This window comes from Bradyrhizobium sp. CCBAU 25360, from assembly GCF_028128695.1.
Lineage (GTDB): Bacteria > Pseudomonadota > Alphaproteobacteria > Rhizobiales > Xanthobacteraceae > Bradyrhizobium > Bradyrhizobium ottawaense.
This window is the reverse complement of sequence record NZ_LBJA01000043.1, coordinates 82,751-97,842: the sequence shown is the minus strand read 5'-3', so window position 1 is coordinate 97,842 and position 15,092 is coordinate 82,751. Positions and strand designations below refer to the sequence as shown.

The 15,092-nt window shown below is 62.6% G+C and carries 14 protein-coding genes and 1 pseudogene; 10 read left to right on the top strand and 5 right to left on the bottom strand.

Annotated features, from left to right (window positions below):
• Positions 1–124: 124 nt before the first annotated feature.
• Positions 125–2,320 (top strand): hypothetical protein, encoded by a 2,196-nt coding sequence (locus XH81_RS27405; RefSeq protein ID WP_028143112.1) that lies wholly within the window; start codon positions 125–127, stop codon positions 2,318–2,320.
• A gap of 39 nt (positions 2,321–2,359) precedes the next feature.
• Here the strand turns inward: XH81_RS27405 and XH81_RS27400 are convergent, their stop codons facing one another.
• Positions 2,360–3,748 (bottom strand): MFS transporter, encoded by a 1,389-nt coding sequence (locus XH81_RS27400; protein ID WP_028143111.1) that lies wholly within the window; start codon positions 3,746–3,748, stop codon positions 2,360–2,362.
• Positions 3,749–3,921: 173 nt separating this feature from the next.
• On the opposite strand from XH81_RS27400, the gene XH81_RS27395 reads away from it, so the two are divergent.
• Both XH81_RS27395 and XH81_RS27390 read left to right on the top strand, forming a co-directional pair.
• On the top strand, positions 3,922–4,983 hold the full coding sequence (locus tag XH81_RS27395; protein ID WP_028143110.1) for an isocitrate/isopropylmalate dehydrogenase family protein: 1,062 nt from the start codon (positions 3,922–3,924) through the stop codon (positions 4,981–4,983).
• Positions 4,984–5,160: 177 nt separating this feature from the next.
• Complete coding sequence (locus tag XH81_RS27390) at positions 5,161–5,334, top strand: hypothetical protein (RefSeq protein ID WP_157158376.1); 174 nt, start codon at positions 5,161–5,163, stop codon at positions 5,332–5,334.
• An 11-nt stretch (positions 5,335–5,345) separates the two neighbouring features.
• On the opposite strand, the gene XH81_RS27385 is transcribed toward XH81_RS27390, so the two are convergent.
• The 3 genes from XH81_RS27385 to XH81_RS27375 form a co-directional block, all read right to left on the bottom strand.
• Positions 5,346–5,621, bottom strand: coding sequence for a hypothetical protein (locus XH81_RS27385; RefSeq protein WP_028143109.1), 276 nt, complete (start codon positions 5,619–5,621; stop codon positions 5,346–5,348).
• A 14-nt stretch (positions 5,622–5,635) separates the two neighbouring features.
• Positions 5,636–6,067 carry a pyridoxamine 5'-phosphate oxidase family protein gene (locus XH81_RS27380; RefSeq protein ID WP_028143108.1) on the bottom strand — a complete coding sequence of 144 codons (432 nt, stop codon included), beginning with the start codon at positions 6,065–6,067 and terminating at the stop codon, positions 5,636–5,638.
• A 216-nt stretch (positions 6,068–6,283) separates the two neighbouring features.
• Entirely contained in the window at positions 6,284–6,460 is a 177-nt protein-coding gene (locus XH81_RS27375) for a hypothetical protein (protein WP_162832242.1), read from the bottom strand.
• Between the two features lie 1,028 nt (positions 6,461–7,488).
• Between XH81_RS27375 and XH81_RS27370 the strand changes: the two genes are divergently transcribed.
• From XH81_RS27370 to XH81_RS27355, 4 genes are all read left to right on the top strand, one after another.
• A complete protein-coding gene (locus tag XH81_RS27370; protein WP_131233120.1) occupies positions 7,489–9,075 on the top strand; it encodes a hypothetical protein in 1,587 nt (528 codons plus the stop codon).
• A 62-nt stretch (positions 9,076–9,137) separates the two neighbouring features.
• Entirely contained in the window at positions 9,138–10,181 is a 1,044-nt protein-coding gene (locus XH81_RS27365) for a TAXI family TRAP transporter solute-binding subunit (RefSeq protein ID WP_038946970.1), read from the top strand.
• Positions 10,178–10,807: a hypothetical protein gene (locus tag XH81_RS27360; RefSeq protein ID WP_028143104.1), complete on the top strand. Its 630-nt coding sequence runs from the start codon at positions 10,178–10,180 to the stop codon at positions 10,805–10,807. Before XH81_RS27365 ends, XH81_RS27360 begins: the two co-directional genes overlap by 4 nt.
• A 24-nt stretch (positions 10,808–10,831) precedes the next feature.
• Positions 10,832–11,449, top strand: coding sequence for a DsrE family protein (locus XH81_RS27355; protein WP_244439134.1), 618 nt, complete (start codon positions 10,832–10,834; stop codon positions 11,447–11,449).
• A 60-nt stretch (positions 11,450–11,509) separates the two neighbouring features.
• Here XH81_RS27355 and XH81_RS27350 read toward each other — a convergent pair whose 3' ends face one another.
• Positions 11,510–12,253 carry an SDR family NAD(P)-dependent oxidoreductase gene (locus XH81_RS27350; protein WP_028143102.1) on the bottom strand — a complete coding sequence of 248 codons (744 nt, stop codon included), beginning with the start codon at positions 12,251–12,253 and terminating at the stop codon, positions 11,510–11,512.
• A gap of 147 nt (positions 12,254–12,400) precedes the next feature.
• Here XH81_RS27350 and XH81_RS27345 point away from each other — a divergent pair, with 147 nt between their 5' ends.
• The 3 genes and pseudogenes from XH81_RS27345 to XH81_RS38605 form a co-directional block, all read left to right on the top strand.
• Positions 12,401–13,171 carry a methyltransferase domain-containing protein gene (locus XH81_RS27345; RefSeq protein WP_028143101.1) on the top strand — a complete coding sequence of 257 codons (771 nt, stop codon included), beginning with the start codon at positions 12,401–12,403 and terminating at the stop codon, positions 13,169–13,171.
• Between the two features lie 199 nt (positions 13,172–13,370).
• Positions 13,371–14,372, top strand: a complete 1,002-nt coding sequence (locus tag XH81_RS27340) for a DctP family TRAP transporter solute-binding subunit (RefSeq protein ID WP_028143100.1) — start codon at positions 13,371–13,373, stop codon at positions 14,370–14,372.
• Positions 14,373–14,527: 155 nt separating this feature from the next.
• Positions 14,528–15,004, top strand: a pseudogene (locus tag XH81_RS38605) (TRAP transporter small permease); the annotation flags it as partial.
• Positions 15,005–15,092 lie beyond the last annotated feature (88 nt).

The following is a 15,092-nucleotide window of genomic DNA, read 5'->3' as shown; positions in this document are numbered from 1 at the left end:
CCGCGCCTGCCGCGATTTCGGCGTCTGGACGTTCCGCGGGCATTTGAATTGGCCCGCAAGGCTCAGTGCTCGTCTGCCGTTGCGACCGACGTCATTGCCGGAAAAGCTTTAGCGGGGTTGGGCCATGTTCAGGAAGGTGATCCGCTGGTCGGTTGCGCTGATTGTCGTGGCGGTGCTGGTCCTCGCGTATCTGCCTTCCTTCATCGCCGATTCCATCTACAAGAACGTCGACGACATCACCGATGGTGAGATGCCCGCCACCGTCACGGCCTTTCAATCGGGGCCGGACGTCGTCAGTACCTTCGGTGGCAGCGGCGAGGGCTTGAACTGCAGCCTGCCGCCCTGGGCCAACATATTTTTCGACGGCGGCAGGGATTCCAACCAAAAGCGCCATCTCGTCCTGCAGCGCTTCAGGCAGGCATGCGTCTTTCACGATCTGTGCTATCGCCATGGCCTTGCGACCTATGGCTATAACCAGAACGATTGCGACCGCATTCTGCAGAACGCGGCTTTTCGACTCTGTCTCTACATACGAAACGGCAGCCAGGAGAGCAGCGCGGCGCGCTGTCAGACCGACTCCAAGATGGTTCTGGCAGGCGTGAGCCTCGGCGGATACGACGCCTATCGCGGCTGGGACCGATCGACCTATTTCGAATTCGATTCGGACCCGTCGCGGTCGAACGGATTTCTGGTCAGCCGTGTGGTGGATCATCCGTTCAAGGCGGTCGCGCCGGCGAAATACGGCAGCGACCCCGATCAGGTCATTCTCATGTTCGAGAACGTCCGGTCCAATCTTGCGGTGACCTGCATCACCTGCGCGAGTGTTCCCGTTCTCGACTGGACGACCGATCCCAACGCCGTCAGCGCCGAGTTGCGCTCGGTCGGTGTGATGCGCTTGCCGGAAGCGCTGCTCAAGCGCGAGCCCATGCTGTCCGAAACCATGCCGGTCTGGTTGCCGCCGCGCCGTCGACACGCGGCGCCGCATCTCCTCGTCGACGGAGCGGGCAAGGACCATCTGATCTGGATGAGCCGGAACAACCCGCAGGACAGCATGTCCTGCATCGTCGGCGCCGATCCGGCGCGTCTCCTCACCAATACCCTGCCGGCCCGGGATCTCTGCTCGGTCGATGCCGGCCCGTCGCTCAGCAGGGTGGAGGTCGACATGTTCGCGACCTCTCCGCTTCCGATGGAAGTGCCCGGAAGTCCGGATTTCGTCTACGCGACGTCGATCAGCACACAGAAGACAAAGGAGCAGCATCTGAGCTTCTGCTCCCGCTCTGCGTCCAGGAAGGTCGAGGACTCCGGAGGCGACGACCAGTCCAAATGCGTCACCTTCCCCGAACCGGAGGTTCGCAAGGGCGCGGCGCTCGGTGCATTTCAGAACTTTCCGCTGGTTCGCGCCGGACAGCAGATCTATTTCGCGCGGGACATCGATCAGCGGACGGATTCGCTGCTGACTGCCGCCTGGCAGCGCGCCTTCGGCAACAGCTTTTCGCCCGACGGTGCCCTGCTCGTGATCGACGTGGCGCCACCGCTCGCCGCCAAAGGGCCCCTTGCGGCCAAGCTGAAGAAGATCGTCCGGTTCAACATCGACGATCGCTTTGATCCGATGATGCCGATCACGCGCAAGGTGGACGATTTGAGATTCCTGAGCCTGGAGGCGTCGAAGTCGAGTGTACACCTTCGCACGATCGATTTCGCCAGGGACAACCCTTCCATTGGCAATGCGCGGCTGACGATGGGCAATGGTGACGTGGAGCTGGACCGCTCGTGGGCGGTGAGGCCCGTGCTGGTGCTGGAGACCAGGGAGGCGCGACCGAGGACCAAGCTGGTGTTCTCGCGTGGGGAGATAGCGGTCGAACCGGGCAGGCCCGACGTGTCCCGCGCGACGACCGAAGTGTTGACGCTGCAGACCCTGGTTTTCGAACGCGATGCGGCCGCGCCGTCGGATGCGCCATTCGTGAAATCGGCTGGCGCGGCATGCCGGATCGTCTATGAGTTCGAAGCGAACCACACCGATTGGCCGTGCTATCGCGCGTTCGACCCCGACCGTACGATGCGGGCCTCGCCGGCGACGCGGATGCAGGCTTCCCAGACGCTGGTTGGACGGTTCAGCCAAGGCGGCGGCCATGGCCTCGCATTTCCCGATCTCTGCCTGAAGTCGGAGCCGATCATCCTGACGCCGCAAGGGGGCACGTTTGTGCCCCTGAGCGAGACTGCGGGCTGGAACGGTCCGCCAAGGCTGATGCGGACGATCAAATGCGAGCCGCTCGATGCCGCGGCAATCGTGAGCCGTCCCATCGCGCAGAAGGCTCCGTGAAGGCGGGCCGGCCGATTGAGGCGCGGACGCGCGTTCGGGCTACTTCACCGCCAGCCGCAGGAAGCTCATCACGCTGCCAAGTGCGGCAAAGCCGGCGCCGAGCGCCAGCGCGACGGTTGCGCCGTCGTGGCCGGCGAGCGCGAAGCAGAGTGCCGCGAGGGCCGCCCCCGTCGTCTGTCCCGTCAGGCGCGCGGTCGCGACGATGCCCGAGGCGCTGCCGCTGCGATGCGGCGGCGCGCTTGACATCACCGCCTTCATGTTTGGCGCCTGGAAGAAGCCGAAGCCCATGCCGCAGATCACCATCCGCCAGATGATGTCGGCAATGGCGGGGTTGGCCGGAAGCGTCGCAAGCAGCGCCATGCCGAGGCCGAGCAGCACCAGGCCGATGCCGCCGAGCAGGCCGACCGCGTGGCGGTCGGACAGGCGTCCAGCGATCGGCGCCATGATGCCGACCACCAGTGGCCACGGCGTCATGAAGAAGCCGGTCTCGACCTGCGAGCGGCCGAGCACGTCCTCGAAATAGAACGGCAGCGAGACGAAGGCGAGCCCCTGCACGGCGAAGGAGCACACCGCGGTCGCGGCCGACAGCGCGAACATCGGCCGACTGAACAGGTCGATCGGCAGCATCGGCGCCGGGTGGTCGGCGTGGCGGCGCGTCAGGATGACGCCGAGCGCGAGGGCCGTGACCAACTCGATGCCCACGACGACCGGCGACAGATTATGGGCGGCACTGCCGATGCCGGTGATGAACAGGCCGAGGCAGGCCGACGCCAGCACCGCGCCGAGGAAATCAAAGCCGTGATCGGCGCGCGGCGTCTTCGGCAGCATCGCAAAGCCGATGCCGATGGCGACGAGGCCGAACGGGATGTTGACGGCGAACAGCCACGGCCATGGGCCGATGGCCAGGATGGCGGAGGCGATCGTGGGCCCGAATGTGAAGGCGGTCGCGACCACCAGCGCGTTGTGCCCAAAACCGCGGCCCAGCATCCGGCCGGGATAGACGAAGCGCACCAGCGCGGTGTTGACGCTCATGATGCCGCTGGCACCCAGCCCCTGCAGCGTGCGCGCGACCAGCAGGCTCTCCAGCGACCACGCCACCGCGCAGAGCAGCGAGGCGATGGTGAACAGGATGAGGCCGCCGAGATAAATGCGCTGGTGCCCGACGATCTCGCCGAGCGCGCCCAACGGCAGCAGCGTCGCCACCAGCGCGATCTGGTAGACATTGACCACCCAGACCGACTGCTCCGGCGAGACATGCAGATCGGCGGCAATGGCGGGCAGGGCGATGTTGGCGATGGCGGTGTCGAGCGAGGCCATCGCCAGCGCGGTGAAGATCGCGGCGATCGCCCATCGCCGCTGCGCGGCGGGGAGGCCGTCAGACGTGGTGTGGTCGGGCTCGCGCGCGGCGGCAGGTAACGTGATCGTCATTGCGTTGGCGCGTGGCTCCGGCGGCGCGGCTCAAATCGGTCATTTCGCATGTACTACGGTGGGGCCGCGTTCCACAGGCATATGCTTGCATGCTGTGTATGCGTGAAGGTGGGGCGATGCCGCCTCGCGCTGCCGTATGATCGCGCCGCTGCTGCAGAAATCAGGGGATCGCCATGCAAATCGTCGTTCTGCCCGGTGACGGCATTGGACCTGAGATCACGACCGCGACAACGGGTGTGTTGCGCGCCGCCTCCGAGCGCTTCCAGCTCAATTTGCGCCTGGAGGAGCACGCGGTCGGGCATGCGAGCCTGAAGCTATCAGGCACGACCGTGCGCCCCGAGATGCTCGACATCGTCCGCGCCGCTGACGGCCTGATCCTGGGCCCGACTGCGACGTTCGACTTCAAGGACGAGGCGCGTGGCGAGATCAATCCGTCGAGGTACTTCCGCAAGAACCTCGACCTCTACGCCAATATCAGGCCCGCGCGCACCTATGCGGGGCGGCCCGGCCGCCTCGGTGATTTCGACCTCGTCGTGGTTCGCGAGAATACCGAGGGGTTCTACGCCGACCGCAATCTGGAGCAGGGCAATGGCGAAATGCTGGTCACGCCCGACGTGGTGATCTCGCTGCGAAGGATCACACGCCTATGCTGCGAGCGCATCGCGCATGCCGCATGCCGGCTCGCCATGAAGCGGCAGAGGCACCTCACGATCGTGCACAAGGCCAATGTGCTCAAGATCGGCGACGGCATGTTTCTCGAGATCTGCCGCGCGACGGCGAAGGCCTATCCGGGACTGAGCGTCGACGACATCCTGATCGATGCCATGATGGCGCATGTGGTGCGCAGTCCCGATCGTTTCGACGTCATCGTGTCCACCAACATGTTCGGCGACATCCTGTCCGATCTTACCGCCGAACTTTCGGGGAGCCTCGGCCTCGGCGGCTCGCTCAATGTCGGTGAGCGCTACGCGATGGCGCAGGCCGCGCACGGCTCGGCGCCCGACATTGCCGGACAGGACGTCGCCAATCCCGTCTCGTTGATCCTGTCGACCGCGCTGCTGCTGGCCTGGCACGGCGAGAAGACTGGTGCGGTCCGCTATGAAGAGGCTGGGCACGCGATCGAGGCGGCGGTGGCGAAGGCGATTGGCGAGGGCAGGGCGACGCGGGACGTCGGCGGCAAGCTCGGCACGATCGCGGCGGGGGCGGCGATTGCGGAGATCCTGCAGGCGGAGTGAGCGGTGCTTGCACATTTTTCTCGGGGCCCAAGACAAAAGTCCGAAAAACAACCCCGTGCACAGTAGAAGTCCCCTTGATTGACAAGGGATTTTCGAACCGCATTGCGACGGCAGTCGCGGCTGCGATCAGGTTGACCCGTCGGGCAAAAACGCTGGCCCAGCGATCCTGAAAAAGACTTGGATGCCGGTGAACGTGCGACGCCTATCAAGGCGGGTCACTTATCGGCTTGGCAAGCGCTGACCTACGATATCGGGCCAATCGCGGTGCCGCTGCCCGGCCAGCCCGCCAAGGCTCTTGACCTCGTGATCGCCGAAAGTTTTCTGATCGGCGCCGATCAGGTGATGGACTGAAGTACGTGGGTTCACGGCAGAAGTGTCATGAACTCATAGACGACTACGGCAGCGCCGAGACAGCGCCGCCAGGGATTCACGCCGCGGAAGACCTCGTCGGCGCCCCAGACGACGAGTCCGCCCTTCACGACGATCGTCAAGCCGACGCTGACGTTGCCTGCGGAAGGCCAGATCCAAAGCAGAAGGCCCGCAACGATAACGATCCAAAGAAGAAGATTCGGCCACTGCGCGATGGTGATGGCACCTGTTTCGCGGCTCCGGAAGAACCAATCAACGAATCGCCGCACCGTCACGGAGCCGATCAGAGCGCAACTTGACCCTCTTCACGGCCCTTCCAATAAGTTATGCGGTTGGCTTTGACCCTGATCAGCACGATGCCCGGCGTATCGATGCCGTGGTCGAACCATTTGTCGAGATCGCTCGTCCAGTGCTGCTGGAAAGCCGCCTTGTCCCGGATCAGTTCGGCCGTCCCCTCGACGGCGACGTAGATCCCCTTCGAGAAGAGGCCCGCTTCCGACGAAAACCCGAGCGCGACTTTCGGATTTCGTTGGATGTCCGATACGGTGCGGGTCTGTTCATAGGCGAAGTAATAAGACGTGCCGTCGTAGGCGACATCGCCGTTGTTGCTCATGGGACGGTTGGCGATTTCGCCGTTCTCGGTGTGGGTCGAAAGAATGGCGATGTCGATGTCGGCCATTTCCTTCGCGATCTCGGCGAGCGATGTCTTGGACATGAACTTTCCTCCAGTGGGGCTGGAGCAACGGCGGGATGCAGGCCGTGTTCCCTGATGAATAGAGCGGGGGTCCATGCCCACCGGCCATTACTTCGCTGATGCAGGCTTGGCGGGTTTGAAGGAAAGGGCCGTCAGCGGGTCTGATTGACGCACTCTTTCTACCTCGAAATAAAACCGCCCCCGACATCAGCCGGGGGCGGTTTGGATGAGATCGTATCAGTGGCCGGTGCCGGGCTTGGTGGTCTTCGGGGGCTTGCCGTCTTCCATGCGGCCCTCATTGCGAAGATCGCGTCCCTCTTGAGCCTTGCGCTGGCTCTCGGGACCCTTGCCGTGCTCGTTCATCTCTTCCTTGATGTAACCGGCGCCTTCCTTGATCTTGCCTTCAACGCTCATGATTTTCTCCTTCGATATAGGAGATAAACGCGTTGGCGGACTCGGCGTTCCGGCATCAGAACGGCGCAGATTTGCGGGGAACCGAGTTGTGCCTTCCCGAGCGTCTAACGCGCAGAATGGCAGAGCATTTGCGAAACTCATCGTGCTGAGTGCTGAACGGTCGTCGATGGGCTTCGCTGCGCGTTCATGGCGTGGCTCGGACTTTCCGAGCTGTGGCGGTGGTGCACGACAGGCGCGCTGCTCACTTATTCCCGCGGTATGGATCACGTCACCAGATGGCAGCTCATCACATGCGAGAGCCATTTCGTTTCGCTCTTCATCATCTACGGAGTGGTTGCTGCCACGGGAGTGACGATTTGCACCATGCAGTGCCTGTTGATCCGCAGGTGGGGGTTGAAGAAGCTGGCGGCGGGTCAGTGATCGTGCGCGCGCCTCTCGCGAGCACGATTGACCGCATTTGAAGGCCAGGAAGATGCTCGGCGCGCTATCGCCGACATTGTTCCGGCGCGAGGTCGCGGCAAGACGGCTGGTAAGAAGCCAGCGGGCCAAGTGACGTGGAGATCAACGCTCGTTGTGGAAAACCGTCACTCGAATACAAGCCCTAACGCCAACCAGGTCGCAAGAGACAAGCAGACGCCAATTCCCAAATAGGGCAATGCAAGGCGCATCGGTCACTCCTCAGCTCCGAGACGCTGCGAAAACGCCGTCAGCTTCGCATGTTCGCCGTGCCCTGCCCATATTCCATACGATGTACGAGCTTTGGTTCACCGTGGACGGCAACGTACCCGACTGCACAATGAAGACGATGCGCCTGATTTGACGTCCCCTTTGCCGTACCAGGCTGATTTAATTTGACTTCGCATTTGGTTCAAAATATATAATTTATTTAATTATTTAATTGTGGGTATGGTGCCATGCCGAACTGCGAAACAGGCGGAGCAATCGCGCCGTTCTAGCTGTTATCTAAAGAGGCGTGATCGATGCGCCGACCGATTGATACTGCACCCAGGGACGGAGACGACATCTGGGTGGAAGATGCGACCGGGGTTGTTGACGTCGCTCGCTGGTCGCCTCAAGCAGGCAAATGGGTCTCCAAAGACGGCGCTCCAATCAACGCCGAGCCGACCCATTGGTCTCCCGAAACTGAGGACATTGACCCAGAGGGCGGGCCATTGGGCATTCCGCTCGCAGCGGCTGTCATTTTGCTTCCCGCGATCCTGATTGGAGCGGCCTTACTGGGTGTGTTCGACACTTTCGGCGCACGAGCAATTCCGGAAACGACGCAAATCGGCGGCGAGAGTGCCCTCAGCTTCGAGCAACGGCCGGAGATAGGGGCGGGGTCGCAGGCGCTCCTTCAGCGCGAAGCGGGCGGAGCCCTGACGTACACGGTGCCGGCAGGCATGGTGCAGCCTGAGCCATGGCCGGATCGAGATGCTTTGCAAGCTAATGCGCGCGCCAGTGAACTGGACGGGGCGCGCAGGGAACTTGACGAGGCGGTCCAGCACGCGCACGCGGCAAAAATTGCGGCGGACGAGTTGCGGCAGTCGCTGCAACAGGAGCAAGCGCGCAACGCTGCGCTTGCGAACGAAGTCGCCGAATTTCGCCGCGAGATCGATGCCCGCGACGCAGGATCGCGGAAGGCGGAGGATGTGGCCGCGCAGCAGAGAGAGGCGGCGCAGCGGGAGATCGCAGAACTAGAGCAGTCCCTGCAGCGCGAGCGGGAAAATAGCGCCGTCCGCGCAAGGCAGGTGAACGCCGCACAGGCAGCAGCGGCGAGCGCTGAGCAGGAACGCCACGAGGCGCAGTCGCGCGCCGCCGCGCTCGCGAGCGAACTTGCCGGAATGCCTCGCCGCTTGCCTATGACGGAAGCTGCGACCGCGGAGCAAAGCCAGGCGGCGGGGCTGGAGATTGCGGAACTGCGGCAGTCCCTGCAGCAAGAGCAGGAAAAGAACGCCGTTCTCGTCACGGAAGCCAAAGCAGCACAGGCAGCAGCTGCCGATGCCGATCAACAACGCCGCGCTCTGGAAAAGGCTCAGGCGCACGCCGCTGCGCTGGAGAGCGAACTTGCCGAAGTGCGCCGGGAGATCGAAGCACGCAACGTGCAACTGCGCGAGGCCGAAAATGCGACCTGGCAGCAGGGCCAGGCAGCGAAACAAGAGATCAGCGAACTGCGACAGTCGCTGAAACAGGAGCTGAGCAAAACCGAGGCCAGGGAGAGAGAACTTGCACCGGGGTGGCGCTCGACCCATGAGCGCGTCCTCGCCGAGCAAGCAAATGACGCCCCGGTCTTGCCGGCGACGCGGAGCGTGGAAGTGGCGGAGCCACCGACCGCTGCCGCCCAGAACGAGGCGGAGGCCCGTTTGATCCCGCGTGCCAGGGCGCTCCTCGATCAGGGGAATATCGGTGCAGCACGCATTGTACTCGAGCTCGCGGCTGAGAGGGACGTTGCGCAGGCAAGTTTCATGCTCGCCGAGACCTACGATCCGGCGGTTCTATCCGCCTGGGGTACTTATGGAACTCGCGGCGAAGCGGCCAAGGCGCGCGAGCTCTACGCGAAGGCACACAGGGCCGGTATTCGCGAAGCGAAGGAACGGCTGGATGCCTTGCGACCCTGAGAATGGGCTTCTTGCAGTCCGAGAGACGAAAGCTTGCGGTGGCTGAGCCGGAAGGGAACGACATGAAGAAGGCGCCAAAGTTACGCTCATTGCTCCTGCTCACTTGGTTGGTGCCGGTCGCTATGATGCTTCAAACGGCCTGCCTGGATGCGCAAACGGCGAAAAATGCCAAGGCCGATGCACAGCTCGACCGACGGCCGCTTCCGAAAGAGAACGAAAAGGACCGGATGAACGCCTGGACGGTCGGGCTCGCCGGGGGCCTGCTCGAGGGCGCGCCGATCCGCCTCGCCGCAGAAATGGCTCGCGTCGTCGACGACGGAGCAGACCTGCATCTCCTGCCGATCGTCACCCGCGGGGCCACCGACAATCTGAATGCGCTGCTCTATTTGCGCGGCGTCGATACTGCCATCATCAATTCCGACGCGCTCGAGGAGTATAAGATTCAGGCACCGCAGATCCGAAGCCGCATCACCTATCTGCTCAATCTCTTCCCATCCGAGCTGCACATTTTTGTGCGGCCTGAAATCACAAGCCTGCAGGATCTTGTCGGCAAGAAGGTGAACTTCAACACCCTGGGCACCGCGGCCGCCTATTCAGGACCACTGATCTTCAGCCGTCTCGGGATCGATGTCGAAAAGACATTCATCCCGCATCAGGTTGCCCTGGAACAGATGCGCAAAGGCGAAATGTCGGCCGTGGTGTTCATCACGTCGAAACCCGTCGACGCCTTCGTAAAGGGCCGTTGGGAGGCTGGATTCAAGTTCCTCCCGATCCGTTACGACAAGAAGTTCGAGGACTATTATCTGCCCGCGACCTTGGACGCCAATGAGTATCCAAATCTGATCAAGCAGGGTGAGCGGGTCTCGACCATCGCGGTCCCGACAGCGCTTGTCGCTTTCAACTGGCCGCTCGGCTCCAATCGCTACCAACGCGTGGCTCGCCTTGTCGAGTACCTGTTCTCGCGCATCGACCGCCTGCAGGCACCAGGCTTCGATCCGAAATGGCAGTCGATCAATCTTGCGGCATCGGTCCCGGGTCTCACCCGCTTCCAAGCCGCGCAGGAATGGCTGGATCGCAAAGCGCGTAGCGTACAGGCGAGGCCATGAAGACTGCCGCTCCTCCGCTCGCTGTCGCCTTCAACGTCGCCTGCGGTATCGCCTACGCGCAAAGTACGAGCGATCCCATGGAAACACTTAGGGCTTGTTCGGCGATGGAGGGACAAGCCCGGCTGGAATGTCTGCAAGACTTGTCGCGCAAGATTCCACCGTCCAGTCGGGGCAGCCGGGATGCTGGCTGGATCGTCAGCGAGACGACTTCGCCAGTCGATTATCTGCCGGTCGTCACCGCCACCGCCACTTCTGTCGGCAACTCGGATGGCGCCGCGATGCAGCTCGCAATCCACTGCCGCAGAGGCCGCACGGAAGTCATAGTCGCCGGACCGGCGCTGTCACGCAGCGCTAACGAATACGTCATCTCCTTTCGGCTGAATGCGGATACGCCAATGCAACTCGCAGCAGCGTCGCCGTCATTCGGATCCGGCGTCGCTTTCGGGGGCGACGTCGTAAAGTTGTTGAGCTCACTACCCGACGACGGCCACATCGTCGTGAGCCTTTTCACCCGCACTGGCCCGGTGCAAGGCGGACAATTCCTGCTCAGCGGATTCGAGAACGTGCGCAAGAAAATGGCGGCTGCATGCAAATGGCCACATGCCATCGCCAGACCGGGTAGGTGATGGTCAGGAAATGGGAGACACGAGATGATCAATCCAAAGTTGGCGATGGCACTCATCGGAGGCTTGACGATACTGCTTCTGGTCGGACCAGGCGCGCAGGCGCAGCAGGACAACCAGTGGATCCCGCAGGCGCGCGAGAAGAGCCAAGCGAGCAACGCGAAGCATCCGGGTGGACAGAAGCAGGTGAGCAAGCCGCGGCAGAACCACGCGATCAGGCAGGATCCTCCGAACAGCACGAAGATGGCTCAGGCTACAAAAACCGAGAGCGCGAAAAAGTCGCACCGGCTGGTGCTGCAGGTTAATTCCAACGACCCTGCGATGATGAACCTCACGCTCAACAATGCGAGCAACGTCGCGCAGTACTATCGCGATCTCGGTGAACCGGTGTCGATCGAGGTCGTCACCTTTGGTCCTGGCCTTCACATGCTGCGCGACGACACCTCGCCGGTAAAGCCGCGCATCGAGGTGCTCGCGATGAGCTATCCCGAAATCTCGTTTAAGGCTTGCGGCAACACGCAGGAAAACATGCGCAAGGCGGAGAACAGGGACATAACCCTGATTCCACAGGCCACGATCGTCAAATCCGGCGTCGTCCGCGTCATGGAGCTGCAAGAGCAGGGCTGGAGCTACGTCAAGCCGTGAGGTCCGGCGGCAAACCGGACGTGGCGTGCGTTCGCGGGCCGTGGATTCAGGAGGCCAACCCTAGAACTGATACCGCCGCAGCCCGCCATCCACCGGGATCACCGTGCCCGTGATGTAGCGCGCCACAGGTGAGGCCAGAAATACTGCCAGTGCCGCCAGATCTTCCGGCTCGCCCCAATAGCCGACCGGAATCTCTTCCTCCGCAAAGCGCTCGCGATAATCAGGCGCGTAGTTGCGGCGGATCTGCTCGCTCATGATGCGGCCGGGCGGGATGCAGTTGATGGTGATGCCGTGCTTGCCGATCTCGCGCGACAGGCCCTTGGCCCAGGCGTGCACGGCGGCCTTGGCGGCGAACGCCGCGTTGAGGCCTTCCGGCTCGGACTTGCCGGTGATGTTGACGATGCGGCCCCATTTGCGTTCGATCATCTGCGGCAGCAACGCATGCGCGATGCGGCGGTAGCTGGTGAAATTCAGCGCGATCGCCTCGTCCCATTTGCTGTCGGGGGCATCGACCGGCAGCGGCCGGCTGCCGCCGGCATTGTTGATGAGGATGTCGACATGGCCGAGCTCCTTCACCGCAAAGGCCGCGATCCGCTCCGCCGCGTCCTTGGCCATGACGTCCTGTTCGAGCGGCGTGATCAGCCCGGAGCCTTCCTCCTTCACCAGCTCGGCGAGAAGATCGGTGCGCCGCGCCACGCCGACGACGCGCACGCCCTCGGCGGCGAGGCCCTTGGCGATCGCGCGGCCGATGCCGATGCTCGCGCCGGTGACGACAGCGGTTTTCGATTTGAGCCCGAGGTCCATGGTGACACGCTCTCTTGTTTGGTTCTTGCTTATTGCTGTGCGTTTCCTGTCCGTCCCGCGCGCCTTGCGAATTGCCTGAGCGGGACGAGCAGTGGTAACCAAGAGCGACGTTGAAGGAAACACGAAAAAGGAAAAGGCGTTGAGACGATGGTCTGGGATCCGCAGCAATACTTAAAATTCTCCGGCCACCGGCTCCGGCCCGCCGTTGACCTCTTGATGCGGATTCCGGATTTTGGCCCCCGCGAGATTGCCGATCTCGGCGCCGGCGCCGGCAACGTGACAAAACTCATCAAGGAGCGCTGGCCGGAGGCGAGCGTGACCGGCGTCGAGGGCTCCGCCGAGATGGTTGCCGCCGGCCGCAAGGCTGCACCCGATGTGGAATGGTCCCACGAGGACCTCGGCCATTGGCGCCCCGCCGGGCAGTACGACTTGATCTATTCCAATGCCGCACTGCACTGGCTGCCCAATCATGCGGCGCTGTTTCCATCGGTCATGGAGAAGGTGAGGCCTGGCGGCATGCTCGCGGTGCAGATGCCGCGCAACTTTCTGGCGCCGTCGCATGTGCTGATCGGCGAGACGGCGCTTGATGGTCCGTGGCGGTCCAAGGTCGAGCATCTCGTGACGCCGCCGCCGGTCGAGGGCCCGGCATTCTATCACGATCTTCTTGCGCCGATGTCGGCCAACATCGACATCTGGGAGACCGAATATCTGCAAGTGCTGGAAGGCGAGAACCCCGTCAAGGAATGGACCAAGGGGACTTGGCTGACGCGCTATCTCGACGTGCTCGCAGGCGAGGAGAAGATCGCATTCGAAGCCGCCTATGGCGCGCGGGTTGCGAGGGCCTATCCGAAGAATGCGGCGGGGCAGACCCTGTTCCCGTTCCGCCGTCTCTTCATGGTCGCCCAGCGCAAGAGCTAATGCACTGCCGCAATGCGACATAAGCGCTCGTTCCCCTGGATGGAAGCAGGTGCCGGGTTGCGTAGACAGCGCTCGTCAAGATAGCTTGGCTGCGGCAAATTGGGCTTAGGTCTAGTTGTTCGGCCTGCGGATTGCTGCCACTACTCAAACCGGAAAACAAAAAAAGCACCCGGTTTGTCGAGGTTGTTGGGAGGTCTTCATGCGCAAACTGCTTCTCGCGGTCGCGGCGGCCGCGCTCGTTTTGGCCCCCGTTGTTGCGCAGGCCCAAACTCCGATCGTCATCAAGTTCAGCCACGTCGTCGCCAACGACACGCCGAAGGGGAAGGGCGCGCTGAAGTTCAAGGAGCTCGCCGAGAACTACACCGACGGCAAGGTCAAGGTCGAAGTCTACCCGAACTCCACACTCTATAAGGACAAAGAGGAGATCGAGGCGCTGCAGCTCGGCTCGGTGCACATGCTTGCCCCTTCGACCGCCAAATTCGCGCCCCTTGGTATCAAGGAGTTCGAGGCGCTCGATCTGCCCTGGCTATTCAAGGACGATCAAACCTATTCCAGCGCGATCAAGGGCACCATCGGCAAGTGGCTATTCCAGAAGCTCGAGACCAAGGGCATTACCGGCCTCGCTTACTGGGACAACGGCTTCCACATGGTCTCCTCGAATCGTCCGCTGATAAAGCCGACGGATTTCCAGGGCCTCAAGTTCCGCATCTCGGGATCCAAGGTCGCCGACCAGTATTTCCGCCTGGTCGGCACCATCCCTCAGATCATGGCGTTCTCCGAGGTCTACCAGGCTTTGCAGACCGGCGTGGTCGACGGCTGCGAGAACACCGCGTCCAACTACTTGACGCAGAAGTTCTACGAGGTGCAGAAAGACATCACCGTTTCCTATCACGCGCATCTGCAATATGCGGTCATCGTCAATTCGAAGTTCTGGTCGGGCCTGCCGCCCGATATCCGCACCCAACTCGACAAGGCGATGGCGGAGGCATCCGACTACACCAACTCGATCGCGCGCCAGGAGAACGAGGACGCGCTGGCCGAGATCAAGAAGACAGGCAAGACCAATCTGCATTACCTGACCGATGCCGATCGCAAGGCGTGGCAGGACGCGATGCAGCCGACTTATAAATGGGCAAAGGGCCGGGTCGGGCAGGAAGTGCTCGATCTCGTCGCCAAGGAACTCGACGTCAAGATGAACTGACGGCCGCGCCCTGACAAGAACAATAGCAACGGTCGGGGGTGATCGCACTCCCGGCCGTTTCGCTCTTGAATGGACGAGCCAATGCTGGGGGGACGAAGTTGCTGCGTGTGCTGAATCGTGTGCTCGATCATCTCGAAGAATGGCTGATCGCGACGATGATCGCGGCTGCGACGTCGCTCATCTTCGTCGCCGTGCTGCACCGCTACGGCGCCGGCCTGTCGATCGACATCGCCAAATGGGCGGAAGCCCGTAACCTGACCTTCCTCGCCGTCCCGGCGCGCGCTGCATTCGTCTGGCTTGCCGCGCTTGATTTGTCCTGGGCGCAGGAACTCTGCATCTACATGTTCATCTGGATGGCGAAGTTCGGTGCCGCCTACGGCGTGCGGACCGGCATCCATGTCGGCGTCGACGTGCTGGTCAACATCCTGCCCGGCGGATCGCGCCGTCGCGTCATCACCTTCGGTCTGTTGTGCGGCGCTCTCTTCACCGCCATCGTCGCCTATTTCGGCGCCGCGTTCGTGGGGCAGATGTGGCAGACCGGCCAGCAATCCAACGATTTGGAAGCACCGATGTGGATGGTGTATCTCACCATCCCGCTCGGCTCCGGCTTGATGTGCTTCCGCTTCCTGCAGGTAGCCTGGTCGTTCCATCGCACCGGCGAGCTGCCGCATCACGACATGGCGGGTGTCGAGGGCGTCGAGGCGGATCCGGTGCATCCGG